The organism is Blastococcus sp. HT6-30, assembly GCF_039729015.1.
Taxonomy (GTDB): Bacteria; Actinomycetota; Actinomycetes; order Mycobacteriales; family Geodermatophilaceae; genus Blastococcus.
Window position 1 is genome coordinate 656,237 of the sequence record NZ_CP155792.1, and the last position, 25,547, is coordinate 681,783.

Below are 25,547 nucleotides of genomic sequence, written 5' to 3' on the forward strand. Positions count from 1 at the left end.
CTGCGTCGGCGGGTCTACCGCAGGGTCGCGGAGATCCGAGCGGCCAGTACTTCGGCGTTGCGGGCGCTGAGCACCCCTGCGTGCCGCTCGCCGCGGTCCCAGTGCCGACCAGGAACCTCTGTGACCATGAGGTGGGGCGCCACCCGCCGCCAGGCCTCGAGGTTGTTCCCGACGACCGGGAGCCGTTCCTCGGCGAGGTAGTACGTGACCGCGCCGCCATAGGCTGAGGGCACGTGCCGGTTGAGGACCTCCGCGGCCCGCCAGAACATCTCCCACTCGGAGCGTGTCGTCCCGGGCTCCACGCGCCTGTCCAGCCGTCGCAGCACCGCCCGGACCAGGTTGCCCGACGTCACGGACTCGAAGACGGTGGCCCCACGGCGCGCTGCCCGCTCCCGTCGGGTCATCGCCGCGTCGGGCGGCAGGACGTCGATCAGTCCGAGATAGGAGACGCGGTGGCCGAGGTCGCCGAGCGCGACGGCGACCTCGTGGGCGACGACGCCCCCGAAGGAGTAACCCAGCAGGCTGTAGGGACCCTCCGGCTGCACTCGCAGCAGCGATGCGATCGCGTCCTGCACGAGTTCCGGAACGTTCTTGGCCCGGTCGGCCTCGTCGACGAGCGACAGGCGCAGCCCGTGGATCGGCCGCGTCGTGTCGAGGTGCTCGACCAGTGCCGCGTACAGGTTCAGCTGTCCCCAGGCGTCGCTGAGCAGAACCAGCGGCCGTCCGCGCCCCGGCCGCAGCACGACGAGGGTCTCCGCAGTGGCGGAGCCGGCCTCGAGGATCGCGTCGAGCAACCCGTGCAGGGTCGGGCGCTGCGCGAAGCGCTGCACCGGCACATGGACCCCGAGGTCCAGTTCCACCCGGCGCAGCAGGCTCATGGCCTGCCGGGATGTGCCACCCAGGTCCGTGAAATCGCCGTCGACGGCGGCGTCGCCGATCCCGAGCACCTCGCACCAGATGCGGCTCGCTGCCTGGGCGAGTCCCACGTCCATCGGTCCGCCGGTGGGCGGTACGGGGAAGGAGCCCGGACCCGCATCCCCGTGGACGGCGGTGGTGATGGCGACCGTGCTCTCCGGATTGCGCAGGGCGTCGCGGTTGACCACCGGGTCCCCATTGACCGCGTCTCGCGCTGCCCTCTCGGAGTACTTGCCGTTGTGGGTCACCGGCAGCTCCGGAACGGCGACGACCAGTGACGGCACATGTGCCGGCGAGCCCTCGACACGCAACTTCTGCCGGATTGACCGTGCCAGCGCGCGGTCCATGGTCGCACCGGGCCGGAGGACCACGAGGAGGACCATTCGGCACGTCCCCGGCTGGTCGGCGACACGCTGCTCGACCGCCATGGTGTCGGCGACCTCCGGCAAGCCTCGCAGCACTGTGCGGATCTCGCTCGGCCCGATGCGGACCCCGTCGATGTTGAGGACGCCGTCCGATCGACCGTGCAGACGGGCCGACCCGTCCGTGTCGAAGTCGACGAGGTCCCCGTGCGTCCACATGCCCGGGTGTCGGGCGAAGTAGGAGGCGTGGAACCGGGTGCCGTCCGGGTCCTGCAGAAGACCGATGGGGCGGGAGGGGAAGGGCCTCCGGCAGACCAGCTCACCGACGGCTCCCACCAGTTCGCGGCCGTCCTCGTCGACGGCCGCCACGTCGAGCCCGAGGCTGCGCACCTGGGACCGCCCTCGGCGGACCGGCCGCTCCGGAGACCCGAGGACGAAGCACCCCAGGATGTCGGTGCCGCCGGAGATGGACTGCAGCGGAATGGCCCCGATGGCGTCGGCTGCCCAGTCGTACTGCCAGTCGTGCAGCACCCCCCCGGTGGAGAGGACGGCGCGCAGTCGGCAGAGGTCCACGGCATCCGCGGGGCGGTAGCCGGCGTCCTGGCACAGCTGCAGGTAGGCGGGACTGGTCCCGAAGACCGTGACGCCCTCCTCGGCGACGAGCTCCCAAAGGGTCCCCGGACCCGCGACCGGCCCGTCGTACAGCACGACGTGAGCGCCTACGGCCAACGCTGACAGCTGCCAGTGCCACATCATCCACGCCGTGGTGGTGTGAAAATAGAGCGTGTCGTCGGGGCCGAGATCCCCGTGCAGGCGGTGCTCCTTCACGTGCTCGAGCAGGGTGCCACCGGCGCCGTGCACCATCGCCTTCGGTGGACCGGTGGTGCCGGAGGAGAACATGACGAAGAGCGCGGAGTCGAAGGGGCGCCGTTCCCACGGCACGGGCGTCGGTGACACTCCCGCCACCACATCGGCGAGTCGATCGGACCGCGTGCTGTCGCGGGGCAGCGGGAGGTCGTCCAGGGCGACCAGCCCGCGGACCGTGCGCAGGCCGGCCTGGAGTACCGATACCGCCTCCGCCGGCATGCCGACGCGGTCCACCACCAGGAGCGCCGGCTCCAGCTGAGCGAAACGGCCGAGCAGCGTGGTGGTCCCCATGTCCGGCGTGGCTGTCGACACGACGGCGCCCACGGCAGCCCCGGCCAGTGCCGTGATGGCTGCCTCGGCCGTGTTGGACGCGATGAGGACCATCCGCTCGCCCGCCCGCAGCCCGAGCTCGGTGAGCGCGTTCGCAGTTCGCTGCACGCGGGTCCGCAGGTCGGCGCGGGTGAGGCGCTCGGCCGGACGCCCGGGATGGACCCAGCTCAGGGCGATGCGGTCCTCGTATGCGGGCAACGGCCGCAGGAGGGCCTCCGCGTAGTTGAGTCGGACACCGGGGAAGAACTGTGCGGTCTCGACGTCGTCCCCGGTGAGCACCACGTCCGCACTCCCGGACCAGGGCAGCTCCGTCCAGAGCAGGAAGGTGCGCCAGAACTCCTCGAGGCGCTCCACGGAGAAGGCGTGGAGGGCCTCCCCCTCCAGTCGGACGCCCGCCACGTGCTCGCACCGTGCGCGGAACCCGGCGAGCTGGGGGTCGCGGTCGGCACCGGTCGCACCGATGCCCGTTGCGCCGTCCCTCACGTCGGCATCACCCACCGTGGTCCGGTCGCGAGGCTCGCTAGCCACCCGTCCGGTACCGGCAGACCGTCGACGTGCCACCCGGCCACGATGCCGTCTGCGGACCCGATAGGCGTCACGGACCCGGCGGGATCTCCGTGGAGCCCCGTGCCGGCCGCCTTGAGGACGGCCTCCTTCTGCGTCCAGCTTCGTGTGACCGCCGCGGCGCGATCGGCCGCACGGAGGCTCACGAGTGTGGCCCGCTCGCCGTCGGTCAGCCAGGCCTCCTCAAGCACCTCCGGGGCCCATGGGGCGACCTGCTCCACGTCGACCCCCACCCGAGCAAGCCGGCTGAGCACCACGACTCCGATGGTCCCGCTGGCCGAGCAGCTGACGTCCATGACGGGATCCGCGACCGACGGGACGACGAAGGGACGTCCGGCCGCAGTTCTGCCCAGCGGCACGCGACGGGGATCCAGCCGGAGTTCTGCCCCGAGCGCGGAGCGCAGGGCCGCCCGTAGCAGCACCCGTCGCGCCCGGACCGCAGGGACCCCGCGCCGTGCTCTGGCCAGCTCCACGGGAGTGAGGGTCAACTCCGCCCTGGACACGGTGTCGGCCCCCTGCGCCAGGTCGACGAGCCAGGCGTCGACACCGGCGACGGGGACGGCGATCTGCTCGACCGAGAAGTCCACCGGGGTGGCGCCCCAGGGTGTACCGCCGTGACCTCGAACGTCCCGGATCAGCGGACCTCCTCCAGACGTGGGCGCTGCGCCCCTGCGTACGACCTTCGTACCACCCCCCGCGGGAGCACGCGGTTTCCCAGGACTGATGTGGCAGTCTCCCGGCGTGCTGATCCACCGCGCTGCCCGCGCCAGCGCCGCCGTCGCACTGGCCGCCGTCGCCCTGGCCGGTTGCCGGTCGGCCCCGGACGTCGCCGCGTACGTGGGCGACGAGCAGATCACCGTCGACGAGCTGGACGCGGCGGTCGCCGACCGGCTCGCCGACGACGCCGTGGCCGCGGCCGCCGAGGGCCGGGAGACCGAGCTCACCCGCCGGGTGCTGGGGCTCCTCATCGAGGGCGAGGTGCACGACGCCGCCGCCGAGCGCTACGGCGTGCAGGTCACCGAGGCGGAGGTGACCCGGCGGATCGAGGAGCTGCTCGGCGGCGACGACCCCGACGAGGTCTACGGCCGCCTCGCCCAGCAGGGCGTCGGCCGGGCCGACGTGCGCGAGAGCGTGCGCCAGCAGCTGGTGCGCCTGGAGCTCGCCGCCGCCGAGGGGGAGGTGGCCGCTCTGGCGGAGCCGGCGCTCCGGGCGCGGTACGAGGAGGTCCGGGAGGAGCTCGGCCAGGTCGAGTTCGGCTACGTCACGGTGCCCGACCAGGCGACCGCCGACGCGGTCGTGGCGGAGCTGGCGGCCGACCCGGCCGGCTACGCCGAGGTGGCCGCCCGGTTCCCCGGCCCGTACACGCTGCCCGCGCTCGACCGCCGGGCCCTCGACGAGCTGCCGCCCGCCCTCGCCGGACCGCTCGGGACGGCGGGGCCGGGGACGGCGGTCGCGGTGCCGGTGCCCGAGACCGGGGGGATCGTCGTCGCCTTCCGCGCCGGCACCACCTACCCGTCGTTCGAGGAGCTGCGCCCGCAGCTCGAGAACGAGGCAGGTGAGGAGGTGGAGGCGGCCGTGCAGCCCCTGCTCGACGACGTCCGGGCCGACCTCGACCTGACGGTCAACCCGCGCTACGGCGTCGTCGACGAGGGGCGGCTGCTGCCCGCCGACGGCGGCGTCGTCGACATCCTCGACCACGCGGCCGTCCCGGGGGCGGACGGGGCCGTGGAGCCTTCGGCAGACTGACCGGGTGCCCGTCGCCCTCGCCGTCACCGTCAGCCCCCACCTGCCCGGCCTGCTGAGCCCCGCGGGGTGGCGGGCGGTCTCCTCGGGGCGTCCGCTGGCCGCGCTGCCCGGGGCCGCCGGCACCGCGGAGGTGCTGCGCGCCGACGGGCTGGCCGTCCTCGACGTCCCGGCCGTCGACGCCGCCGGTGCGCTGGACGGGGACGTCGTGCTGCTGGTCCCCGTCGGGGAGCCGGTGCCCGGTGCGGAGGTCGTCGTCGCGGCGCCCGAGCCGGCGGGGGTACGGCTGCTCGACGTCGTCGCGGTCATGGACCGGCTGCGCTCGCCCGGGGGCTGCCCGTGGGACGCCGAGCAGACCCACGCCTCGCTGCGCGGCTACCTGCTGGAGGAGGCGCACGAGGCCTACGACGCGATCGTCGACGACGACCCGGCCGCGATGCGCGAGGAGCTCGGCGACGTCCTCCTGCAGGTCGTCTTCCACGCCCGCGTCGCCGCCGAGGCGGGGGAGGAGCGGCGCTTCGACGTCGACGACGTGGCCGGCGACCTGGTCGACAAGCTGGTCCGCCGGCATCCGCACGTGTTCGGCGACGCGGGCCCGCGCGACGTGGCCCAGGTGGAGGCGGGCTGGGACGAGATCAAGAAGGCGGAGAAGCAGCGCCGCTCACCGACCGAGGGGGTCTCCCGGTCGCAGCCGGCGGCGTCGTGGGGCGCCGCCCTGGTCCGCCGGGCCGGGCGGGCGGGCCTCGCGACGCCCGCGCCGGCGGAGCTGACCGTCGACAGCCCCGAGGCGCTCGGCGAGCGGCTGCTCGCCGTGGTCGCGGCCGCCGAGGCCCGCGGCTGGGACGCCGAGGACGCCCTCCGCGAGGCGGTCCGCCGCTACGCCGGCGAGCTGGACGCCGAGGCCGAGGAGCGCGCCGACCCCGCAAGGAGCGCCCCGTGATCCCCGAGGCCCCCGCGTCCGCACCGCTCGCCACCGCCGTCGAGGAGGTCGAGGAGCTGGTGCCCGACGACGCCTGGCAGGTGCTCGCGCTGGTCGCCGCCGCGGCGCTCGCGGCCTGGCTGGTCGGCGTCCTGATCGGCGTCCTGGTGCGCCGGCTGGCCCGCCGCTCGGTGGTCGCCGGCGACCTGTCCCGGCGCGGCCGGACGCCGCTGCGCACCCTGCTGGTGCTGATCGCCGTCACCATCGTGCTCGACGCCGGGCCCCAGCTGGGCGGCTGGCGGGATCCGGTCGTGCGGGGACTGGGCCTGGCGCTGGTCGCGACCGTCGGCTGGCTGGTGGCGGTGGCGGTGCAGGTGACGGCCGATCTGGCGCTGGCCCGCTACGACGTCGACGTCGTCGACAACCGGCACGCCCGGCGGGTCCGGACGCAGATCGGCCTGCTGCGCCGGCTGGCGATCGTGCTGGTCGCCGTCGTCACCGTGGCCGCGATGCTGCTGACCTTCCCCACCGCGCGCACCGCGGGCGCCAGCATCCTGGCCAGCGCGGGCGTCATCTCGATCGTCGCCGGCCTCGCCGCGCAGACCTCGCTGGCCAACGTCTTCGCGGGGCTGCAGCTGGCCTTCACCGACGCGATCCGGGTCGACGACGTCGTGGTGGTGGAGGAGGAGTGGGGCCGGATCGAGGAGATCACCCTCACCTACGTCGTCGTCCACGTCTGGGACGACCGCCGGCTGGTGCTGCCCTCCACGTACTTCACGACCACGCCGTTCGAGAACTGGACGCGCAAGGAGTCCGCCGTGCTCGGCTCGGTCGAGCTCGACGTCGACTGGACCGTGCCGTTCGACGACATGCGCGCCGAGCTGCACCGGCTGCTCGAGGGGGAGGAGCTGTGGGACCGACGGGTGTCGGTCCTGCAGGTGACCGACGCGGTCGGCTCGGTGGTGCGGGTCCGGGTGCTGGTCAGCGGCAAGGACGGACCGACGCTGTTCGACCTGCGCTGCCACGTCCGCGAGGGGCTGGTCGGCTGGCTGCAGCGGGAGCACGGCCGCGGGCTGCCACGGGTGCGGGTCGAGGAGCTGCCGGGGGCGACCGGGCGGCACGGGCCCGTCGCCGCGCCCCTGCCGGCTGGGCCGACCGAGGGCGCGTCGCTGTTCACCGGCAGCAGCGAGGCGCTCGAGCGCTCGCGGGCGTTCACCGGCCCCAGCGGGGCCGAGACGGCCGACCGGGACACCGCGCCAGGGCCCCGGAGCTGACCGTCGCCGCCCTGGTCGGGTGAGGCGGGCGGTGCGGCAGCGCGCGGCTGGTTAGGCTGCGTCCCGTGCCGAGCATCGATGCCGTAGGCGCGCGGGAGATCCTCGACTCGCGCGGAAACCCCACCGTGGAGGTCGAGGTCGCCCTCGACGACGGGACCATCGCCCGGGCCGCCGTGCCCAGCGGTGCGTCCACGGGCGCCTTCGAGGCGGTGGAGCTGCGGGACGGGGGTGAGCGGTACGGCGGCAAGGGCGTCACCAAGGCCGTCGACGGCGTCCTCGACGTCATCGGCCCGGAGCTGGTCGGCTACGAGGCCAGCGAGCAGCGCCTGGTCGACCAGCGGCTGCTCGACCTCGACGGCACCCCGGACAAGTCCCGCCTGGGCGCCAACGCCATCCTCGGCGTCAGCCTGGCCGTCGCCCGCGCCGCGGCCGACTCCGCCGGCCTCCCGCTGTTCCGCTACGTCGGCGGCCCGTCGGCGCACCTGCTGCCCGTGCCGATGATGAACATCCTCAACGGTGGCGCCCACGCCGACAGCAACGTCGACGTGCAGGAGTTCATGATCGCCCCCATCGGCGCCGCGACCTTCGCCGAGGCGCTGGCCATGGGCACCGAGACCTACCACGCGCTCAAGGCCGTGCTGAAGGGGCGCGGGCTCGCCACGGGCCTCGGCGACGAGGGTGGCTTCGCGCCCGACCTGCCGAGCAACCGCGACGCGCTGGACCTGATCGCCGAGGCGGTCGAGAAGGCCGGCTACTCCCTCGGCTCGGACATCGCGTTCGCCCTCGACGTGGCCGCGACCGAGTTCCACGCCGACGGCGGCTACGACTTCGAGGGGCAGTCCCGCTCGGCGGAGTACCTCGTCGACTACTACCGCGGCCTGGTCGACGCCTACCCGATCGTCTCCATCGAGGACCCGCTGGACGAGGAGGACTGGGACGGCTGGATCGCGATGACCGCCGCCCTCGGCGACCGGGTGCAGATCGTCGGCGACGACCTCTTCGTCACCAACCCGGCGCGGCTGGCCGACGGCATCGCCCGCGGCGCGGCCAACGCGCTGCTGGTGAAGGTCAACCAGATCGGCACCCTGACCGAGACCCTCGACGCGGTGAACCTGGCCCACCGCGGCAGCTACCGCTGCATGATGAGCCACCGCTCCGGTGAGACCGAGGACACCACGATCGCCGACCTCGCCGTCGCCACCGACTGCGGGCAGATCAAGACCGGTGCCCCGGCGCGCAGCGAGCGCGTGGCCAAGTACAACCAGCTGCTGCGCATCGAGGAGGAGCTCGACGACGCCGCCCGCTACGCCGGTGCCGCGGCGTTCCCCCGGCTGGACGGCTGAGCCAGGACCGATGAGCAGCGTGCGGGGCCGGCGGGCCGGTGGCGACGGTCCGCGGGCGACCGGCCGGGTGCCCCGGGTGCACTCGACCCGGCCGGTCCGCACGGGCCTGCGGACCAGCGCGTCCAGCCGGCCCGGGCAGCGGCGTCCCAACCGCCGGCCGGAGCGGCGCCCGGCCGGCCCGGCTGCGGCCCGTCGCCGTCCGATGTTCACCGGACGCGCGGTCGTGCTCGTCGGGCTGGTGCTGCTGCTGGCGCTGACCCTGGCCGGCCCCATCCGGCAGTACCTCGCCGGGCAGGCAGAGCTGACCCGGCTCGCCGCCGAGGGAGAGGCGCTCGACCAGCGGGCGGCCGACCTGGAGGCCGAGCTGGACCGGCAGTCCGACCCTGCCTACGCGCAGCGGCAGGCACGGGAGCGGCTGTCCTACGTGCTTCCCGGTGACCGCCTGCTGATCGTCGTCGACGGGGAGGCCGTCGAGGGCGACGCCGGCACGCTGGCCGCCGCGGCCGAGCAGCCCCAGCCGCTGTCCTGGTACGAGGGGCTGATGCGGTCGGTGGCCGACGCCGACGGCGGTGACGGGACCGAAGAGACGGGCACGGGAGGTGCGGGCGGGTGAGCGAGCCGGTCACCCCGGAGGACCGGGAGGTCGTCGCCCGGCAGCTCGGCCGGCCGCCGCGAGCGCTGGTGGGCGTGGCGCACCGCTGCCCCTGCGGCCAGCCCGACGTGGTCGAGACCTCGCCGCGGCTCGAGGACGGGACGCCGTTCCCTACGCTCTACTACCTGACCTGCCCGCGGGCCTCGGCCGCCGCCAGCCGGCTGGAGTCGACCGGGCGGATGCGGGAGTGGCAGGACGAGCTGGCCACCGATCCGGAGCTGGCCGCGGGCTACCGCGCCGCGCACGAGAGCTACCTCGCCGCCCGTGACGCCAAGGACGTGCTGCCCACCCGCGCCTCCGCGGGCGGCATGCCCGACCGGGTGAAGTGCCTGCACGCGCTCGCGGGTCACGCGCTGGCGGCCGGCCCCGGCGCGAACCCGATCGGCGACCGCGCCGTCGAGGGCATGGGGGAGTGGTGGGCCAAGGGGCCCTGCGCCCGCCCGGAGGGCCCCGGCCCCGAGGACGACGCGTGACCCGCGTCGGGGCGATCGACTGCGGCACCAACTCCATCCGCCTGCTGGTCGCCGACGTGCCCGCCGAGGGCGGGCACACCGACCTGCTCCGCCGGATGGAGGTGGTGCGCCTCGGCCAGGGCGTGGACGCGACCGGCCGGCTGGCGCCGGAGGCGATCGAGCGCACCCGCCTGGTGCTCGCCGAGTACGCGGCGCAGGCCCGCGAGCTGGGCGCCACCGCGGTGCGGATGGTGGCCACGAGCGCCACCCGGGACGCGGCCAACCGCGCCGACTTCGAGCGGATGGTCCTGGCCACGCTGGGCCGCGCCCCTGACGTGGTGACCGGCCGCGAGGAGGCCGAGCTGTCGTTCCTCGGCGCGACCGGGTCCGTCGCGGAAGCGGCGGCGACGCACGGCCTGCAGCCACCCCGGCCGCCGTACCTGGTGGTCGACATCGGCGGCGGCTCGACCGAGTTCGTCCTGGGCGACGCCGGCGGCGTGATCGCCGCGCGGTCGGTGGACATCGGCTGTGTCCGGCTCACCGAGCGGCACCTGCACGACGACCCCCCGACCGCCGAGCAGGTCTCCCTCACCGAGCGGGACATCAGGACCGCGCTGGCCGAGGTGACCGCCGAGGTGCCCGTGCGGCGGGCGGCCACCCTGGTCGGACTGGCCGGGTCGGTGACCACCGTGGCCGCGCTCGCCCTGGACCTGCCCACCTACGACTCCGAGGCCATCCACGGCTCGCGGATCCCGGTGGACGACGTGCGGCGGGTGTCGGCGGACCTGCTCGCGGCTCCCCGGGAGCGGCGGGCGGCGTCGCCGGTCATGCACCCCGGCCGGGTCGACGTCATCGGTGCCGGCGCGCTGGTCCTGCGGGTGCTCATGGACGAGTTCGCCCTGCCGGAGGTCGCCGTCAGCGAGCACGACATCCTCGACGGCATCGTCCTGCGCCTGGCCCGCGGCTGACCCGCTCCGCATGGCACTCGACGCCGACGGCTTCCCGGTCACCCGCACGCCGGCCGGGGTCGTCCGCGGCGCCCGTGCGGCCCGGGACCTCGCCGTCCTCGACGCCCGCATCTCCGGCTGCTACGCCTGCCCCCGGCTGGTCGCGTGGCGGGAGGAGGTGGCCAGGACCAAGCGGGCCTCCTTCCGCAACCAGGACTACTGGGGCCGGCCGGTGCCCGGGCTCGGGCCGGCCGACGCCCGGATCGCCGTCGTCGGGCTGGCGCCGGCCGCCCACGGCGGGAACCGCACCGGCCGGGTCTTCACCGGCGACCGCAGCGGCGACTGGATCTTCGCCGCGCTCTCGCGGGCCGGGCTGGCGAACCAGCCGACCTCCACCCACATCGGCGACGGACTGGAGCTCACCGACGTCCGGGTGGCTGCCGCCGTGCGCTGCGCACCGCCGGCGAACGCGCCCACGCCGGAGGAGCGGGACACCTGCTCGCCGTGGCTGGCCCGGGAGCTGGAGCTGCTGCCGCGGCTGCGGGTGGTCGTCGTCCTCGGCGGCTTCGGCTGGACGGCGCTGTGGCCGGTCCTGGCCGCCGCCGGGTACGCGCTGCCCCGGCCGCGGCCGGCGTTCGGCCACGGCGTCGAGGTGGCGCTGTCCGGGCCCCGAGGCCCGCTGACGTTGCTGGGCAGCTACCACGTGAGCCAGCAGAACACCTTCACCGGCAGGCTCACCGAGCCGATGCTCGACGCCGTGCTGTCCCGTGCCACGGAGCTCGCGGGGGATCCCCGCTAGCGTGCAGGGCACGCCCCCGTAGCCCAATCGGCAGAGGCAGGCCCCTTAAAAGGGTCCCAGCGTCGGTTCGAACCCGACCGGGGGCACCGGAGGGGCATCCGTTTCCCCTCGTGCGGGTGTCGTGGAACGCTTCGGGCGTGTCCGGCGTTGACCTGACCGAGTGGGGTGCACCAAGTTGGCTCCACGATCCAGAAGTCACCTCGAGGAGATGACGATGCCCAGTAGGAACCCGGCGTTCAGCCGTGGGTTCGGTAATGCGGGCCCCGGCCAGCAGTCCGCCGGTTGGGGCAACGCCCCCCAGTACGGCGGGCCCCGGTACGGCGCGCCGCAGTACGGGGCCCCGACCCAGTACGGCGCCCCCGCGCCGCAGCACGACGCGTACACCGCACCGTCCCCGTACGGGACGACCGAGGCGACGCGGTACATGACCATGGACGACGTCGTCCAGAAGACGGGTCTGTCCTTCCTCGTCACCGTCGTCTCGGCGGCGGTCACCTGGGCGCTCCTCCCCCAGGAGCTGGCGTGGGGCCTGGCCCTGCCGTCGGTCCTGGTCGCCTTCGTGCTCGGCCTGGTGATCGCCTTCAAGCAGATCGCCAACCCGGCCGCGACGCTGGCCTACGGTGCGCTCTACGGCGTCGCCCTGGGTGCGATCAGCGAGGCGTTCAACGACGTCTACCCGGGCATCGTCATGCAGGCGCTGATCGGCACCTTCGGTGTTTTCGCCGGCATGCTGGTGGTCTACAAGACGGGCGCCATCCGCGTCACCCCCAAGCTGACCCGCTGGGTCATGGCCGCCGGTATCGGTGTCCTGGTCCTGATGGTGGCCAACTTCGTGGCCGCGTGGATCGGCGGCGGCAACGGCCTGGGCCTGCGCGACGGTGGTCCGCTGGCGATCGGCTTCAGCCTGCTCGTGATCGGTGTGGCGGCGTTCTTCCTGCTGCTCGACTTCGACATGGCCGACGAGGCCATCCGTCGTGGGGCGCCGGCCAAGTTCGCCTGGTACATCGCCTTCGGTCTGCTCGTGACCGTCATCTGGCTGTACATCGAGATCCTGCGCCTGCTGAGCTACCTCCAGGACGACTGACCTCGTCCGCACACGAGACAGTGGCCCGGTCCCCGCAAGGGGGCCGGGCCACTGTCGTGTCAGGGGTCTCCCGCGCCGCCGGCGCGGGGTCCTCCGGGGACTCCCCGTGCGGAGAGCCCCCGGAGGATCGAATCAGGAGAGGCGCTCGAGCACCATCGCCATGCCCATGCCGCCACCGACGCACATGGTCTCCAGACCGAAGGTCACGTCCCGAGTCTGCAGGCCGTTGATCAGCGTGCCGGTGATCCGGGCGCCGGTGCTGCCGAAGGGGTGCCCGACGGCGATGGCGCCACCGTGCACGTTCAGCTTCTCGATCGGGACGTCGAGGTCCCGGTAGCTCGGGATGACCTGCGCGGCGAAGGCCTCGTTGATCTCGACGAGGTCGATGTCGTCGATGGTCATGCCGGCCCGCTGCAGGGCCAGACGGGAGGCGTCGACCGGGCCGTAGCCCATGATCTCCGGCGAGAGGCCGGTGACCGCGGTGGAGACCACGCGGGCCAGCGGGGTGAGACCCAGCTCGGCGGCCTTGGTGTCGCTCATGACCACCACGGCGGAGGCGCCGTCGTTGAGCGGGCAGGCGTTGCCCGCGGTGACCCGGCCGTCGGGGCGGAAGACCGGCTTGAGGCCGGAGATGCCCTCGAGCGTGGTGCCGGGGCGCGGGCCGTCGTCCTTGGTGACCACGGTGCCGTCGGGCAGGGTGATCGGGACGATCTCGCGCTCCCAGAAGCCGTTGTTGATCGACTCCTCGGCGAGGTTCTGGCTGCGGACGGCGAACTCGTCCATCTCCTGGCGGGTGACGCCCTTGAGCAGCGCCAGGTTCTCCGCGGTCTGCCCCATGGCGATGTAGACGTCGGGGATCTCGCCGTTCTGGCGCGGGTCGGTCCAGGAGTCGGCGCCGCTCTCGGCCACCTTCGCCACCCGGGCCTCGGCGTCGGCGAAGACCGGGTTCTTGGTGTCGGGGATCGCGTCGCTGTTGCCCTTGACGAACCGCGAGACGGTCTCCACACCGGCGGAGATGAAGACGTCGCCCTCGCCGGCCTTGATGGCGTGCATGGCCATGCGGGTGGTCTGCAGGGACGAGGAGCAGTAGCGGGTGATCGTCGTGCCGGGCAGGTGGTCCATGCCCAGCAGCACGCTGACGACGCGCCCCATGTTGAAGCCCTGCTCGCCGCCGGGCAGGCCGCAGCCGAGCATCAGGTCGTCGATGTCGGTGGGGTCGAGGGCGGGCACCTTGTCCAGGGCGGCACGGACGACGGCGGCGGCCAGGTCGTCGGGCCGCATGTCCTTCAGCGAGCCCTTGAACGCACGACCGATGGGTGAGCGCGCGGTCGCGACGATGACGGCTTCGGGCATGAGAGCCTCCACGATGAGGGGGGTCCGGGCGCGGATCGCCGGACGTCGGTCACCTCGAAACTACCCGGCCCCGTCCCGGGTACCGCCCCGAGCACGCGAGGGGTGGGCAGGACGGGGTCCTTTCTCAGCCGGCGACCGGCGTCCCCGCCTCCGCCTCGGCGTGTTCCGCCTGCTCGGGCGTCGGCACCTCGGTGGGGCGGCGCCGCCGCAGCAGCGCCCACGGGCCGCGGGGGCCGGTGTCCGAGCCGGCCACCTCGGCGGCCTGCACCTCGGTGCCGGGACGGTTGGCGGCCCGTGCCGCGGCGTGGGCGACGGGCCGGACGGTGTCGCGGCGGAGCGAGCGCAGGCCCCGGTCCGCGCGCGCCGGCCACACGCCGAGCGCGTCGGCGACCGACGGCAGCAGGACCGCTGCCGCCGCGGCGTAGCCGGCGCCGCTGGGGTGGAACTCGTCCACGCTGAACATGGTGCGGTCGGAGGCGAACGCGGGCCCGAGCAGCGAACCGAGGGAGACCGTCCGGCCCCCGGCCTCGACGACGGCGACGGTCTGCGCGGCTGCCATCTGCCGGCTCCACCGGCGGGCCAGCGTGCGCAGCGGCTGGGCGATCGGCCGGATGGTGCCCAGATCGGGGCAGGTGCCGACGACGACCTCGCAGCCGGCCGCGGTCAGCCGGCGGACCGCATCGGTGAGGTGGCCGACGGAGACCGCCGTCGAGGTGCGGGCGGTGACGTCGTTGGCCCCGATCATGATCACCGCGACCGTCGGCCGCTCGGCCAGGGCGCGGTCGACCTGCACCTCCAGGTCGGCGGCGCGGGCGCCGGACTTCGCCAGGCGCACCAGGCGGACCGGCCGCTCGGCGAGCTCGGCCAGGCCCGCGGCGACGAGCACGCCGGGGGTCTCGGCGGCGCGGTGCACGCCGAGCCCGACGGCGCTGGAGTCACCCAGCACGGCCAGCACGATGGGCGTGCCGCGGCCCCGGCCGTAGACCCCGTCGCCCGACGGCGGGTCGCCCTTGGTGGTGCGGGCCTCGACCCTGCGGCGGGCGGCCCGTGCCTCCTCGCGGAGCAGGGCGACCAGGGCGGCCCCGGCGATGCCCACCCCGCCGCCGCCGTACGCGGCTCCGGTGGCCAGCCGTCGGGCCGTGTCCGTGCGGATCATGGTCCCTCCGTCCCTGGTCGGTGCATGCGTCGGGGCGCCACCGACGTTATCGGCCCCCTACGGTGCAACCTGTGCCCCCATCCCTCCCTGGTGTGAGCCAGTCCCCCGACCCCGACGACCGGACGCGGCAGATCGTCGACGTCCTCGTCGAGGCCTTCGGCGAGCTCATGGACGCCGACGCCGACGCCTTCCGTACGAAGTTCCGCAAGATGGCGGCCGATCCATTCGCCTTCTACCGGGGGAGCGCCCCTCTGTTCTACGCCGACATGGCGACGACGGAGGATCGGTGGTGCGACGAGCGCACGTCGCGCGTGTGGATCCAGGGTGACCTGCACGCGGAGAACTTCGGCACCTACATGGACAGCGCCGGCCGGATCGTCTTCGACGTCAACGACTTCGACGAGGCCTACCTCGGGCACGTCAGCTGGGACCTGCGCCGCTTCTGCGCCAGCTTCGCGTTGCTGTCGTGGCGCAAGGCGCTCGGTGACGACGTCATCAGCGAGCTGCTGGGCGTCTACCTCCGTGCCTACCTGGAGCAGGTGGAGGCGTTCACCCGCTCCGACGAGGACCGGTCGTTCGCGCTGCTCGCCGGGAACACCGAGGGCGCGGTGCGCGAGCTGATCCTGGAGACGACGGCGCGCACCCGCATGGGCCTGCTGGACCGCATGACCGTGGTGGAGGACTTCCAGCGGCGCTTCGCCGACCGGGCCCGCAACCGCCGGCTCGGCGACGAGGAGCGGGACCGCGTGCTCGCCGCCCTCGAGCGCTACCGGGAGACCGTGCCGAAGGGGCAGCGGCGCCGGGAGGTCACCTACGACGTGAAGGACGTCATCGGCACCGGCGGGTTCGGCATCGGCAGCGCCGGGCTGCCGGCCTACAACGTCCTGCTCGAGGGGTACGACCAGGCGCTGGAGAACGACGTCGTGCTGTCGCTGAAGCAGGGCAACGTGGCGGCGCCCAGCCGGGTCGTCACCGATCCGGAGATCCGCGGTTACTTCGAGAACGAGGGCCACCGCACGGCGTTGAGCCAGCGGTCGCTGCAGGCGAACACCTCGCAGTTCCTCGGTTACACCGAGATGGATGGGCGGGGCTTCGTCGTCGCCGAGCTCTCGCCCTACGAGCTCGACCTGGACTGGGACGACCTCACCGAGCCCGAGGAGATCGCCCCGGTGCTGACCCAACTCGGCCGCGCCACCGCGAAGCTGCACTGCGTCGGCGACGCCGACAGCGACCACACCTTGGTGCCGTTCCAGACCGAGGAGGCGATCACCGCGATGGTGGGCGACCGGCGGGAGGAGTTCGTCGCCGACCTGGTCGAGTTCGCGCACTCCTACGCGCACCGCACTCAGACCGATCACCGGCTGTTCGTGAACGCCTTCCGCGCGGGGGCCATCCCGGGGATCAGCTCCAGCGGCTCGCTCCCCCTGCCGGGGGGCCGGCGCGCGCGCCGAGTGGGCAGTTGACGCCGGCGACGCGCGCCGGCGCGCCGTCCCGATCGACCGCGACTGGGCACTCGACCGCTCAGCGCGCGCGTCGTCCCCGGCGGGTGCGGAGGTAGTCGGCGACGACGTACTCGCCGAGCCGCTCGGTGTCGGGCTGGAACACGCGTCCACCGGCCCGCTGGGTCAGGTCGTGGACGAAGTGCACCAGGCCGGGGTCGGGGTCGAGGGCGAAGACGTTCACCGTCGCCCCCGACCGGGCCACCCGCTCCACCTCGGCCACGGTCCGGGCGATCGTCTCCGGCATCGGCGGCCAGCAGAAGAACGGCGTCCCGTCGTCCTCCAGGTGGGCGGTCGGCTCCCCGTCGGTGACCACCAGGACCACCGGCTCGGCGTCCCGGTGCCGGGCCAGGAACCGCCGGGCCAGCATCAGCCCGTGCTGGAGGTTGGTGCCCTGCAGCGTGTCCACGGAGAGCTCGGCGAGGGTCTCCGGGCGCAGCACCTGGGCGGTGGACGAGAAGCCGATGATCTCGATGGCGTCCTGCGGGAAGCGGGTGGTCACCAGCGAGTGCAGCGCCATCGCCGTCGACTTCGCCGCCGCCCAGGTCCCGCGCAGCGCCATGGAGTAGGACAGGTCGACCAGCAACGCGACGGCGGCCCCGGTGCGCCGCTCGGTCTCCACCACCTGGAAGTCCTCGACGGCGATGTGGACCCGCCGCTGCCCCTCCCGGCGTGGCTCGCCCGCCGTCCGCAGCACGGCGTTGCGGACGGTGCGGACGACGTCCAGCGGCTGCTCGTCGCCGAACCGCCACTCCCGCGAGCCGCCGGTGAGTTCCCCGGCCGCCCCGGCGTCGGCGACGTCGTGCTCACCGCGGCCGGTGGCGTCGAGCTGGGCGAAGACCCGGCGCAGCGCGGTCGCACCCAGCCGGCGGACGGCCTTGGGAGAGAGCTCCAGGGTGCCCCCGGACCGGTTCAGGTAGCCCTGGCGCTCCAGCTCCCGCTCGAGCTGCCGGAGGGCGGCCAGGTCGTCGGCGGCGGAGCGGCCGAGCGCACGCTGCAGCAGCTCCTCGTCGACGTCGGCCAGCGAGGCGCCGGCGTAGCCCTGCGAGAGCTGGTTCGACAGCGCCTCCAGGTCGGCGAGCTCGGCCACGGCGCTGGTGGCGTCGCCCAGGCCGAGGGACTGCTCGCCGTCGGGGACCTGCCCGCGCTGCCCCCACGGCAGATCGGGGCGGGCCTGGCGCAGCGCGTCGGAGAGGTGGGCCATCTCGCTGGCCAACCCCATGTCCTCCATCGTCTGCGCCATCAGGTCGGCCAGCTCGGCGCGCTGCTCGGGGGAGAGGCCGGCCATCATCCGCTCCTGCGCGGCCGCCCGGCGGGCCAGCGAGTCGATGAGCTCCTCGACCGACTGCGGCTCGTCGGGGAAGAACTGCCCGTGATCCGCCATGAAGTCGGCGAACTGCTGGTCGGTGTCCTCACCCCGGTTGTGCGCGTCGACCAGCCGGGACAGGTCGGCGACCATGTCCTTGACCGCCTGCAGGTCCTGCTCGCCGGCGTCCTGCAGCGCCTGCTTCATCGAGGCGAACGAGCTGTCGAGCACCTCCCGGCGCAGCAGGTCCTGGATCTGCTCGTAGGCCTGCCGCCCCTCCGCCGAGCGCCACGACCAGTCCTTGAGCGCGCGGACCGCCCCGGAGGTGTCCTCCGGCAGCGCGTCGAGCTCGGCCTCGGCCAGGCGCGCGGCGTCGTCGGGGTCGGGGAACAGCTCGCGGCGCTCGGCCCCGACGGCCCGGTCGAGCAGCTCCCGGACCTCCTGCAGGGTGCCGTCCATCCGCCCGGCGGTGCGCGCCTGACGCAGCCGGTCGCGCACCGCCCGGCGCAGCTCGTCGAGCCCGCGCCGGCCCTCGGTGCCCCGGCGGAGCAGCTCGCGCAGCGCCTCGCGCACCCCGCTGCCGCCCAGCACCGAGTCGCCGATCTCGTCGACGGCGTTGCCCAGGTCGTAGGGCGGGGCCAGCGGGTCGGGGCCACCCCGCCAGGCCCCGTACCGGTAGCCGCGCGGACGTCGCGTGCTCACGTCAGGCCCCGTAGACGGTGCGGCCGCCGTCGGTGTCCTTGGCCAGCCGGCGGGTGAGGTGCAACCCCTCCAGCGCGAACTCCACGGCCGCCGCCGCCTGCTCGGCGGACTGGTCGCCCTCGGGCACGCCGAGCCGGCCGAGCAGCTCGGCCAGTTTCGGGATCGTGCCCAGCTGGCCCAGCAGCACCGGGGCGGGCACCAGGTCGCCGGACTCGACGGTCTCCCCGCCGGTGAAGTGCTCCTGCAGGCCGGTGAGGTCGAGCCCGGCGCAGCGGGCGCGGAACGTCTGCGCGGTCGCCTGGCGCAGCAGGTGCTCCAGGATCTCCAGCTCGCGGTCGTCGTCGGGGTCGGAGCCCGCGTCGGCGAACTCCACCTTGCCGCGGCTGGCCGGGACGATGCTCGGCAGGTCCACGACCCGGGCCACCGGCCGCGCCTCCCCAGCCACGGCGGCGCGGCGGACGGCGGAGGCGGCGACGGTCTCCAGGCCCGCGATGGCGAACCGGGCGCTGACGCCGGAGCGCTGGTCGACGTGGCTGGACTCGCGGACCAGCCGGGTGAACCGCGCGACGATCTCCACCAGGTGGGCCGGGACGACGGGCGCGTCGAGGGAGTCCTGCCCGCCCGGTGCCCCGAGCCCGCTGGTCTGCGCCTCCTGCTCCAGCAGCCGGATCTCGTCGGCGAGCTCGATCGGGTAGTGGGTGCGCACCTCGGCGCCGAACCGGTCCTTGAGCGGGGTGATGATCCGCCCGCGGTTGGTGTAGTCCTCGGGGTTGGCGCTGGCCACCAGCAGCAGGTCCAGGGGGAGCCGCACCCGGTAGCCGCGGATCTGGATGTCCCGCTCCTCCAGGACGTTGAGCAGCGCCACCTGGATGCGCTCGGCGAGGTCGGGCAGCTCGTTGACGCTGAAGATGCCGCGGTTGGTGCGGGGGACGAGGCCGTAGTGGACGGTCTCCGGGTCGCCGAGCGTGCGGCCCTCGGCGACCTTGATCGGGTCGACGTCGCCGATGAGGTCGCCGACGCTGGTGTCCGGCGTCGCCAGCTTCTCGCCGAACCGCTCGCTGCGGTGCAGCCAGCCCACGGGAGCGGCGTCGCCGTGCTCGGCGATCTGCCGGTGTGCCCAGACGCTGACGGGGCTGAGCGGATGCTCGTTGAGCTCGCTGCCGACCAGGACCGGTGTCCACTCGTCGAGCAGTCCGACCAGGGTGCGGATCAGCCGGGTCTTGCCCTGGCCGCGCTCACCGAGGAGAACGAGATCGTGGCCGGCGATGAGTGCCCGCTCGACCTCGGGGAGCACGGTGTCCTCGAAGCCGACCATGCCGGGCAGGGTCGCCTCGCCGGCGGCGAGGCGGGCGAGCAGGTTGGCGCGGAGCTCCGCCTTGACCGGGCGGAAGGGAACGCCGGTGGCGCGGAGCTCGCCGAGGGTGGTGGGTGCGGGGGCGGGGGTTGCCGGTGCGGGGGTGTCCGTCACCTCCGCCACGGTACGACGAGGAACGCGGGTCCGGGCGTCCGTCGGCGCCGCCGCCTGCGAGGATCCCCGGGTGACCGGATCCGGTGGGCCGCCGCTCGTCACCGGCAAGGACGTCGAGGCCGCGGCGGAGCTGCTCGCCGGCGTCGTCCGGCGCACCCCGCTGGAGCACTCGCGCGGGCTGGCCGACCGCGTGGGCGGCCCGGTGTGGCTCAAGTGCGAGAACCTGCAGCGCGCCGGGTCGTTCAAGATCCGCGGTGCCTACACGCGGATCGCCCGGCTGAGCGACGGCGAGCGGGCCCGCGGAGTGGTCGCCGCCAGCGCCGGGAACCACGCCCAGGGGGTTGCCCTCGCCGCGCGGCTGCTGGGCGCCGAGGCGACGGTCTACATGCCGGAGACCGCGCCGCTGCCCAAGGTGGCCGCCACGCGCCACTACGGCGCCACCATCGAGATGCTCGGGCAGTCGCTGGCCGAGCCGCTGGTGGCCGCCGCCGAGCACGCCCGGCGGACCGGAGCGGTCTTCATCCACCCGTTCGACCACCCGGACGTCATCGCCGGGCAGGGGACCGTCGGGCTGGAGGTCCTCGAGCAGTGCCCCGAGGTGGCGACGGTCCTGGTCTGCGCCGGCGGCGGGGGACTGGTCTCCGGCATCGCGGCCGCGGTCAAGGAGCGCCGTCCCGACGTGCGGGTCGTCGCGGTGCAGGCGGAGTCGGCGGCGGCACTTCCCGGCTCGCTGGCGGCGGGGCGTCCGATCGCGCTGGAGAGCATGGTCACCATGGCCGACGGCATCGCGGTCCCGATGCCCGGGGACCTCACCTTCGCCCACGTGCGGCGCCTGGTCGACGAGGTGCGCACGGTCAGCGAGGAGGACCTGTCCCGGGCACTGCTGTTCTGCCTGGAGCGGGCCAAGCTCGTCGTCGAGCCGGCCGGTGTCGCGGCGGTGGCCGCCGTCCTGGCCGACCCGGCGGCGTTCGCACCGCCCGTGGTGGCGGTCGTCTCCGGCGGCAACATCGACCCGGTGCTGCTGCTCAAGGTCGTCCAGCACGGCATGGCCGCGGCGGGGCGGTACCTCTCGCTGCGCCTGCGGGTGCCCGACCGCCCGGGCTCGCTGGCCGCCGTCCTCGCCGAGCTCGCCGCCGTGGGCGCCAACGTGCTGGAGGTCGAGCACGAGCGCACCGGCACCCGGTTGCGGATCGGCGAGGTGGAGGTCTTCGTCGTCCTGGAGACCCGCGGGCCCGCGCACGCCGACGAGGTGGTGTCCGCGCTGCGCCGGGCCGGCTACGCCGTCACCCCCGAGCAGTCGCGCACCGATGAGTCCACCGGGCGCCCCCGGTCCTAGCTCCCGACCTCGCACCGTGCGGGGCGCGGAGCGAGGAGCACGGATGTGCACGCCATCGAGGAAAGCGTTCGAGAAGTGTCACCGCCGCCCCCTAGCGTGCGTCTCATGACCGACGCGATCGTGGTCGAGGGGCTGGTCAAGCGCTTCGGCGCCACCACCGCGCTCGACGGGGTGTCCCTGACCGTGGCCGAGGGCTCGGTGCTCGGGCTGCTCGGCCCGAACGGCGCGGGGAAGACGACGGTGGTGCGCATCCTCACCACCCTGCTCGCCGCCGACGACGGGCGGGCGGAGGTCGTGGGGCTCGACGTGGCCCGCGACGCCGACCGGGTGCGCGCGGCGATCGGGCTCACCGGCCAGTACGCCGCCGTTGACGAGTACCTCACCGGCTTCGAGAACCTGGAGATGGTCGGGCGGCTCTACCGGCTCGGCAAGGCCGAGGCGCGCAGGCGGGCCGGCGAGCTGCTCGAGCGCTTCGACCTCTCCGGGGCGGCGAACCGGCCGGCGAAGACCTACTCCGGCGGCATGCGGCGCCGCCTGGACATCGCGGCCTCGCTGATCAACCGCCCGCCGGTGCTGTTCCTCGACGAGCCGACCACCGGTCTCGACCCGCGCAGCCGGCTGGCCATGTGGGAGTTCATCTCCGAGCTCGCCGACGGCGGGACGACGATCCTGCTCACCACGCAGTACCTGGAGGAGGCCGACCGGCTGGCCGACCGCATGGTGGTGATCGACCGCGGCCGGGTCATCGCCCGCGGCACCGCCGACGAGCTCAAGGCGCAGGTGGGGGGCCGGCGGCTGGAGTTCACCGTCACCGACGCCAGGGTGCTCCCCGACATGGTGCAGCGGCTGGCGCCGCTGGCGGTGGACCAGCCACAGGTCGACGGGCCGGGCCGACGACTCAGCCTGCCGGTCAGCGGTGGAGCGGAGGTGCTCGCCGACGCGCTGCGCCGGCTCGACGGCTGCGCCGCGGAGATCGTCGACGTCGGTCTCCGACGCCCCGACCTCGACGACGTCTTCCTGGCGCTGACCGGGCGGGTCGCCGAGGACGGCGACGAGGCTGCCGCGCCCGCTGCCGCGACCGTGGGGAGTGACCGATGAGCTCGCTGTCCGTCGCCGTCGAGGACGGCCTGACGATCACCCGCCGCAACCTGGTCAAGGTGAAGCGGGTACCGGAGCTGATCGTCTTCGCGACGCTGTCGCCGATCATGTTCGTGCTGCTGTTCCGCTACGTGTTCGGCAGCGCCATCCCCATCCAGGGCATCAGCTACGCGGAGTTCCTGTTGCCCGGGATCTTCGCGCAGACCATCGTCTTCGGGAGCACGATCACCGGGGCCAGCCTGGCCGAGGACCTGCAGAAGGGGCTCATCGACCGGTTCCGCTCCCTGCCCATGGCGCCGTCGGCCGTGCTGGTCGGCCGCACCGTCGCCGATCTCGCGCTCAACGCGCTGTCCATCGTCGTCATGGGCGTCACGGGGCTGGTCGTCGGGTGGCGGATCCGGTCGTCGATCGGCGAAGCGCTGGCCGGGTTCGCGCTGCTGCTGCTGTTCGCCTACGCCATGAGCTGGCTGATGGCGACCGTCGGGTTGCTGGTCCGGGCCCCGGAGGTGGTGCAGCAGGCCAGCTTCATCGTGATCTTCCCGCTCACCTTCATCGCCAACACCTTCGTCCCGACGGACAACTTCCCGACGGTGCTGAAGTGGATCGCCGACTGGAACCCGGTGTCGGCGGTCGTGCAGGCGGCCCGGGAGCTGTTCGGCAACACCGCTCCGATCCTCGAGGTCGCCGACGCGTGGTCCCTGCAGAACCCCGTGCTCTACACGCTGCTGTGGTCGGCCGTCCTGCTCGCCGTCTTCATCCCTCTCTCGGTGAGGATCTACCAGCGCACGGCCAGCCGTTGAGCGAGCGCGCCTGCGCTGGCACCGGATCGCGGCACCGCTCGCGGTGGCCCCTGCGGCAGGTCACGGCGGGGGTGGAGACTGGCGACCGATGAGCGCCGAGTCCACCCCCGCCCTGTCCGTCGACAACCCGCTCGCCGCGCCGTCGGAGCTGCCGTTCGGGCTGCCCCCGTTCGGCGGGATCACCCTCGAGCACTGCCGCGAGGCCCTGCTGGCGGGCATGGCCGAGCACCGGCGGGAGGTGGCGACCATGGTCGAGGACCCCGAGCCGCCGACCTTCGAGAACACCATCGTGGCGCTGGAGCGGTCCGGGGCGCTGCTGGATCGGGCGTGGTCGGTGTTCGGCAACCTCTCCTCCTCGGTGGCCACCCCCCGGCTGCGGGAGATCGAACGGGAGATCGCCCCGCTGGCCGCCGCGCACGAGGACGCCCTGCGGCTGGACCCGGCCGTCTTCGCCCGGGTGGACGCGGTGCACGGCGCCCGGCACGACGCCGGGCTGGACGCCGAGGCGCTGCGCCTGGTCGAGCGTTACCACCTCGACTTCGTGCTCGCCGGCGCCCGGCTCGACGACACCGACAGGGCCCGTCTCGGCGAGCTGAACCAGGAGCTGTCGGAGCTCTCGACGACATTCGGGCAGAACCTCCAGCTGGCGACCGAGACCGCGGCGGTCCACGTCACCGACGCGGCCCAGCTGGACGGGCTCACCGGCGAGGAGCTGGCCACCGCCGCGCGGGCAGCTGCCGACCGCGGCCTCGACGGGTACCTGCTGACCCTGGTGCTCCCCACCGGCCAGCCGGTGCTGACGAAGCTGCGTGACCGGGAACTGCGCCGCCGGGTGTTCGAGGCGTCCACGAACCGGGCCTCGGCCGGCGAGCACGACAACCGGCCGGTCGCCGAGCGGATCGCCCGGGCGCGCGCCGAGCGTGCCCGGCTGCTCGGCTTCGACACCCACGCCGACCTCGTGCTCGCCGACTCCACTGCCCGCACCACGGCCGCGGTCGACGAGATGCTCGCCTCGATGGTGCCGGCGTCGGTGGCCAACGCGGAGGCGGAGGCCGACGTGCTGCGGGAGGTCGCCGCCCGCGACGGCGTCGAGCTCGCCGCCTGGGACTGGGCCTTCTACTCCGAGCAGGTGCGGACCGAGCGTTACGCCGTCGACACCGCCGCGCTGCGCCCCTGGTTCGAGCTCGACCGGGTCCTGGTCGACGGCGTCTTCTCCGCAGCGGTTCGGCTCTACGGCTTCCGGTTCACCCCGCGCCCCGACCTCGCCGGCTACCACCCCGACGTCCGGGTGTGGGAGGTCCGCGACGCCGACGGCGCCGAGGTCGGGCTCTACCTGGGTGACTTCTTCGCCCGCGAGGGCAAGCGCGGCGGAGCGTGGATGAGCTCGTTCGTGCGCCAGTCGCGGTTGCTCGGCACCCGCCCGGTCGTCGTCAACAACCTCAACGTGTCGCGGGCGCCCGACGGACAGCCCACACTGCTCACGCTCGACGAGGTGAACACCCTCTTCCACGAGTTCGGGCACGCGCTGCACGGGCTGAGCTCCGCGGTGACCTACCCGCGCTTCTCGGGCACCGCGGTGCCGCGCGACTTCGTCGAGTTCCCGAGCCAGGTCAACGAGATGTGGGCGCTCTGGCCCGAGGTCCTGGCCGACTACGCGCGGCACGTGGAGACCGGCGAGCCGCTGCCGAGTTCGGTCGTCGAGGCCATCGACGCCGCGCAGCTGTGGGGCGAGGGCTTCGCGACGCTGGAATACCTCGGCGCCACCCTGCTGGACCAGGCGTGGCACCGCATCACCCCGGAGACCGGGATCGGCGACCCGGTGGCCTTCGAGCGCGCCGCCCTCGAGGCGGCGGGTGTGGCCTCCGCGCTCGTGCCGCCGCGGTACCGGACCACGTACTTCCAGCACGTCTTCGCCGGCGGGTACTCGGCCGGCTACTACTCCTACATCTGGTCGGAGGTGCTCGACGCCGACACCGTGGAGTGGTTCAAGGAGAACGGCGGCCTGCGCCGGGAGAACGGCGACGTCTTCCGGCGGCGGCTGCTCGCGGTGGGTGGCTCGGTAGATCCGCTGGATGCCTTCCGCGCCGTGCGTGGCCGCGACGCCGACCCTCAGCCGCTGCTCCGCCGCCGGGGCCTGGCGCCGGCCTGATCGCCGGGGCCGCCGCCGCTCTGGGGGGCCAGCTCCCGCGCTGCGGGTCCTGCAGAACTCCCGAGCCGGGAGTTTTCGCCCCCAGAGCGCCACTCAGAGCCAGGGAAGGCTGAGCACCAGGTCCAGGTCGTCAGGAGCGTCGCCGTCGCGGACCAGCCGGTTGGGCTGGCGGTGGCCGCACGCCGTGCAGCGGTGGACCACCTGCCAGCCCTTGCCCGACTTCTCCACCAGCCCGATCGGCTCCATGGGCTGCCGGCACTCGCTGGCGCGGTCGCCCGGCAGGTCGTCGACGTGCAGCGACCACAGGCAGTACGGGCAGTGGTTGCGGTAGTGCCCGTCGGTGTTCGCCGGCACCCGTGCGGCGCAGTGCACGCACGGGAAGCCGGTGTTCTCCGCCCGCCGGGAACGGGCGCGCGGCGTGGTCACCGA

21 protein-coding genes and 1 tRNA gene are annotated in these 25,547 nt (G+C 74.1%); 15 read left to right on the forward strand and 7 right to left on the reverse strand.

Going from position 1 to position 25,547, the window contains the following annotated elements; genetic code table 11:
* Nucleotides 1–14: 14 nt before the first annotated feature.
* Entirely contained in the window at nucleotides 15–2,957 is a 2,943-nt protein-coding gene (locus ABC795_RS03060; RefSeq protein WP_347059412.1) for an acetoacetate--CoA ligase, read from the reverse strand.
* Entirely contained in the window at nucleotides 2,954–3,625 is a 672-nt protein-coding gene (locus ABC795_RS03065) for a 4'-phosphopantetheinyl transferase superfamily protein (RefSeq protein WP_347059413.1), read from the reverse strand. The genes ABC795_RS03060 and ABC795_RS03065 overlap by 4 nt, the downstream gene beginning before the upstream one ends.
* A 136-nt stretch (nucleotides 3,626–3,761) precedes the next feature.
* Here ABC795_RS03065 and ABC795_RS03070 point away from each other — a divergent pair, with 136 nt between their 5' ends.
* The 10 genes from ABC795_RS03070 to ABC795_RS03115 all read left to right on the forward strand — a co-directional run bounded on the left by ABC795_RS03070 (nucleotide 3,762) and on the right by ABC795_RS03115 (nucleotide 12,251).
* Complete coding sequence (locus tag ABC795_RS03070) at nucleotides 3,762–4,784, forward strand: SurA N-terminal domain-containing protein (protein WP_347059415.1); 1,023 nt, start codon at nucleotides 3,762–3,764, stop codon at nucleotides 4,782–4,784.
* Between the two features lie 4 nt (nucleotides 4,785–4,788).
* Nucleotides 4,789–5,721: a MazG family protein gene (locus tag ABC795_RS03075; RefSeq protein WP_347059416.1), complete on the forward strand. Its 933-nt coding sequence runs from the start codon at nucleotides 4,789–4,791 to the stop codon at nucleotides 5,719–5,721.
* Nucleotides 5,718–6,974, forward strand: a complete 1,257-nt coding sequence (locus ABC795_RS03080) for a mechanosensitive ion channel domain-containing protein (protein WP_347059418.1) — start codon at nucleotides 5,718–5,720, stop codon at nucleotides 6,972–6,974. Before ABC795_RS03075 ends, ABC795_RS03080 begins: the two co-directional genes overlap by 4 nt.
* Before the next feature lie 65 nt (nucleotides 6,975–7,039).
* Nucleotides 7,040–8,317, forward strand: a complete 1,278-nt coding sequence (eno, locus tag ABC795_RS03085) for a phosphopyruvate hydratase (protein WP_347059419.1) — start codon at nucleotides 7,040–7,042, stop codon at nucleotides 8,315–8,317.
* A gap of 10 nt (nucleotides 8,318–8,327) precedes the next feature.
* Nucleotides 8,328–8,930: a septum formation initiator family protein gene (locus ABC795_RS03090; protein WP_347059420.1), complete on the forward strand. Its 603-nt coding sequence runs from the start codon at nucleotides 8,328–8,330 to the stop codon at nucleotides 8,928–8,930.
* Nucleotides 8,927–9,442 (forward strand): DUF501 domain-containing protein, encoded by a 516-nt coding sequence (locus ABC795_RS03095; protein WP_347059422.1) that lies wholly within the window; start codon nucleotides 8,927–8,929, stop codon nucleotides 9,440–9,442. The genes ABC795_RS03090 and ABC795_RS03095 overlap by 4 nt, the downstream gene beginning before the upstream one ends.
* Complete coding sequence (locus ABC795_RS03100; protein ID WP_347059423.1) at nucleotides 9,439–10,389, forward strand: Ppx/GppA phosphatase family protein; 951 nt, start codon at nucleotides 9,439–9,441, stop codon at nucleotides 10,387–10,389. The genes ABC795_RS03095 and ABC795_RS03100 overlap by 4 nt, the downstream gene beginning before the upstream one ends.
* Before the next feature lie 10 nt (nucleotides 10,390–10,399).
* On the forward strand, nucleotides 10,400–11,167 hold the full coding sequence (locus tag ABC795_RS03105) for a uracil-DNA glycosylase (RefSeq protein WP_347059425.1): 768 nt from the start codon (nucleotides 10,400–10,402) through the stop codon (nucleotides 11,165–11,167).
* Nucleotides 11,168–11,179: 12 nt separating this feature from the next.
* Nucleotides 11,180–11,253: transfer RNA gene (locus ABC795_RS03110), tRNA-Leu, on the forward strand.
* A 128-nt stretch (nucleotides 11,254–11,381) separates the two neighbouring features.
* Nucleotides 11,382–12,251 (forward strand): Bax inhibitor-1/YccA family protein, encoded by an 870-nt coding sequence (locus tag ABC795_RS03115; RefSeq protein WP_347059426.1) that lies wholly within the window; start codon nucleotides 11,382–11,384, stop codon nucleotides 12,249–12,251.
* Nucleotides 12,252–12,383: 132 nt separating this feature from the next.
* Here ABC795_RS03115 and ABC795_RS03120 read toward each other — a convergent pair whose 3' ends face one another.
* Together ABC795_RS03120 and ABC795_RS03125 are read right to left on the reverse strand one after the other, a co-directional pair.
* Nucleotides 12,384–13,604 (reverse strand): acetyl-CoA C-acetyltransferase, encoded by a 1,221-nt coding sequence (locus tag ABC795_RS03120; RefSeq protein ID WP_347059427.1) that lies wholly within the window; start codon nucleotides 13,602–13,604, stop codon nucleotides 12,384–12,386.
* Between the two features lie 124 nt (nucleotides 13,605–13,728).
* Nucleotides 13,729–14,760 (reverse strand): SGNH/GDSL hydrolase family protein, encoded by a 1,032-nt coding sequence (locus ABC795_RS03125; protein ID WP_347059428.1) that lies wholly within the window; start codon nucleotides 14,758–14,760, stop codon nucleotides 13,729–13,731.
* Nucleotides 14,761–14,852: 92 nt separating this feature from the next.
* Between ABC795_RS03125 and ABC795_RS03130 the strand changes: the two genes are divergently transcribed.
* The gene (locus tag ABC795_RS03130) at nucleotides 14,853–16,223 is read left to right on the forward strand and encodes a DUF2252 domain-containing protein (protein WP_347059429.1); all 1,371 of its coding nucleotides are present in this window, start codon (nucleotides 14,853–14,855) and stop codon (nucleotides 16,221–16,223) included.
* Nucleotides 16,224–16,281: 58 nt separating this feature from the next.
* On the opposite strand, the gene ABC795_RS03135 is transcribed toward ABC795_RS03130, so the two are convergent.
* Both ABC795_RS03135 and ABC795_RS03140 read right to left on the reverse strand, forming a co-directional pair.
* Nucleotides 16,282–18,267, reverse strand: coding sequence for a VWA domain-containing protein (locus tag ABC795_RS03135; protein ID WP_347059430.1), 1,986 nt, complete (start codon nucleotides 18,265–18,267; stop codon nucleotides 16,282–16,284).
* Nucleotide 18,268: 1 nt separating this feature from the next.
* Nucleotides 18,269–19,735, reverse strand: coding sequence for a sigma 54-interacting transcriptional regulator (locus ABC795_RS03140; RefSeq protein ID WP_347059431.1), 1,467 nt, complete (start codon nucleotides 19,733–19,735; stop codon nucleotides 18,269–18,271).
* A 70-nt stretch (nucleotides 19,736–19,805) separates the two neighbouring features.
* Between ABC795_RS03140 and ilvA the strand changes: the two genes are divergently transcribed.
* The 4 genes from ilvA to ABC795_RS03160 all read left to right on the forward strand — a co-directional run bounded on the left by ilvA (nucleotide 19,806) and on the right by ABC795_RS03160 (nucleotide 25,118).
* Nucleotides 19,806–21,071 (forward strand): threonine ammonia-lyase, encoded by a 1,266-nt coding sequence (gene ilvA, locus ABC795_RS03145; protein WP_347059432.1) that lies wholly within the window; start codon nucleotides 19,806–19,808, stop codon nucleotides 21,069–21,071.
* Nucleotides 21,072–21,176: 105 nt separating this feature from the next.
* Nucleotides 21,177–22,169, forward strand: coding sequence for an ATP-binding cassette domain-containing protein (locus tag ABC795_RS03150; RefSeq protein ID WP_347059434.1), 993 nt, complete (start codon nucleotides 21,177–21,179; stop codon nucleotides 22,167–22,169).
* Nucleotides 22,166–22,969, forward strand: a complete 804-nt coding sequence (locus ABC795_RS03155) for an ABC transporter permease (RefSeq protein WP_347059436.1) — start codon at nucleotides 22,166–22,168, stop codon at nucleotides 22,967–22,969. The genes ABC795_RS03150 and ABC795_RS03155 overlap by 4 nt, the downstream gene beginning before the upstream one ends.
* A gap of 88 nt (nucleotides 22,970–23,057) precedes the next feature.
* A complete protein-coding gene (locus ABC795_RS03160) occupies nucleotides 23,058–25,118 on the forward strand; it encodes a M3 family metallopeptidase (RefSeq protein ID WP_347059437.1) in 2,061 nt (686 codons plus the stop codon).
* Between the two features lie 93 nt (nucleotides 25,119–25,211).
* On the opposite strand, the gene ABC795_RS03165 is transcribed toward ABC795_RS03160, so the two are convergent.
* Entirely contained in the window at nucleotides 25,212–25,544 is a 333-nt protein-coding gene (locus tag ABC795_RS03165; RefSeq protein WP_347059439.1) for an RNHCP domain-containing protein, read from the reverse strand.
* Nucleotides 25,545–25,547 lie beyond the last annotated feature (3 nt).

Excerpts from the sequence above, each read along its gene's own strand:
- ABC795_RS03070 (WP_347059415.1), top strand. The coding sequence starts at position 3,762 with ATGTGGCAGTCTCCCGGCGTGCTGATCCACCGCGCTGCCCGCGCCAGC.
- ABC795_RS03090 (WP_347059420.1), top strand. The coding sequence starts at position 8,328 with ATGAGCAGCGTGCGGGGCCGGCGGGCCGGTGGCGACGGTCCGCGGGCG.
- ABC795_RS03105 (WP_347059425.1), top strand. The coding sequence starts at position 10,400 with ATGGCACTCGACGCCGACGGCTTCCCGGTCACCCGCACGCCGGCCGGG.
- ABC795_RS03115 (WP_347059426.1), top strand. The coding sequence starts at position 11,382 with ATGCCCAGTAGGAACCCGGCGTTCAGCCGTGGGTTCGGTAATGCGGGC.
- ABC795_RS03120 (WP_347059427.1), bottom strand. The coding sequence starts at position 13,604 with ATGCCCGAAGCCGTCATCGTCGCGACCGCGCGCTCACCCATCGGTCGT.
- ABC795_RS03125 (WP_347059428.1), bottom strand. The coding sequence starts at position 14,760 with ATGATCCGCACGGACACGGCCCGACGGCTGGCCACCGGAGCCGCGTAC.
- ABC795_RS03150 (WP_347059434.1), top strand. The coding sequence starts at position 21,177 with ATGACCGACGCGATCGTGGTCGAGGGGCTGGTCAAGCGCTTCGGCGCC.
- ABC795_RS03155 (WP_347059436.1), top strand. The coding sequence starts at position 22,166 with ATGAGCTCGCTGTCCGTCGCCGTCGAGGACGGCCTGACGATCACCCGC.
- ABC795_RS03160 (WP_347059437.1), top strand. The coding sequence starts at position 23,058 with ATGAGCGCCGAGTCCACCCCCGCCCTGTCCGTCGACAACCCGCTCGCC.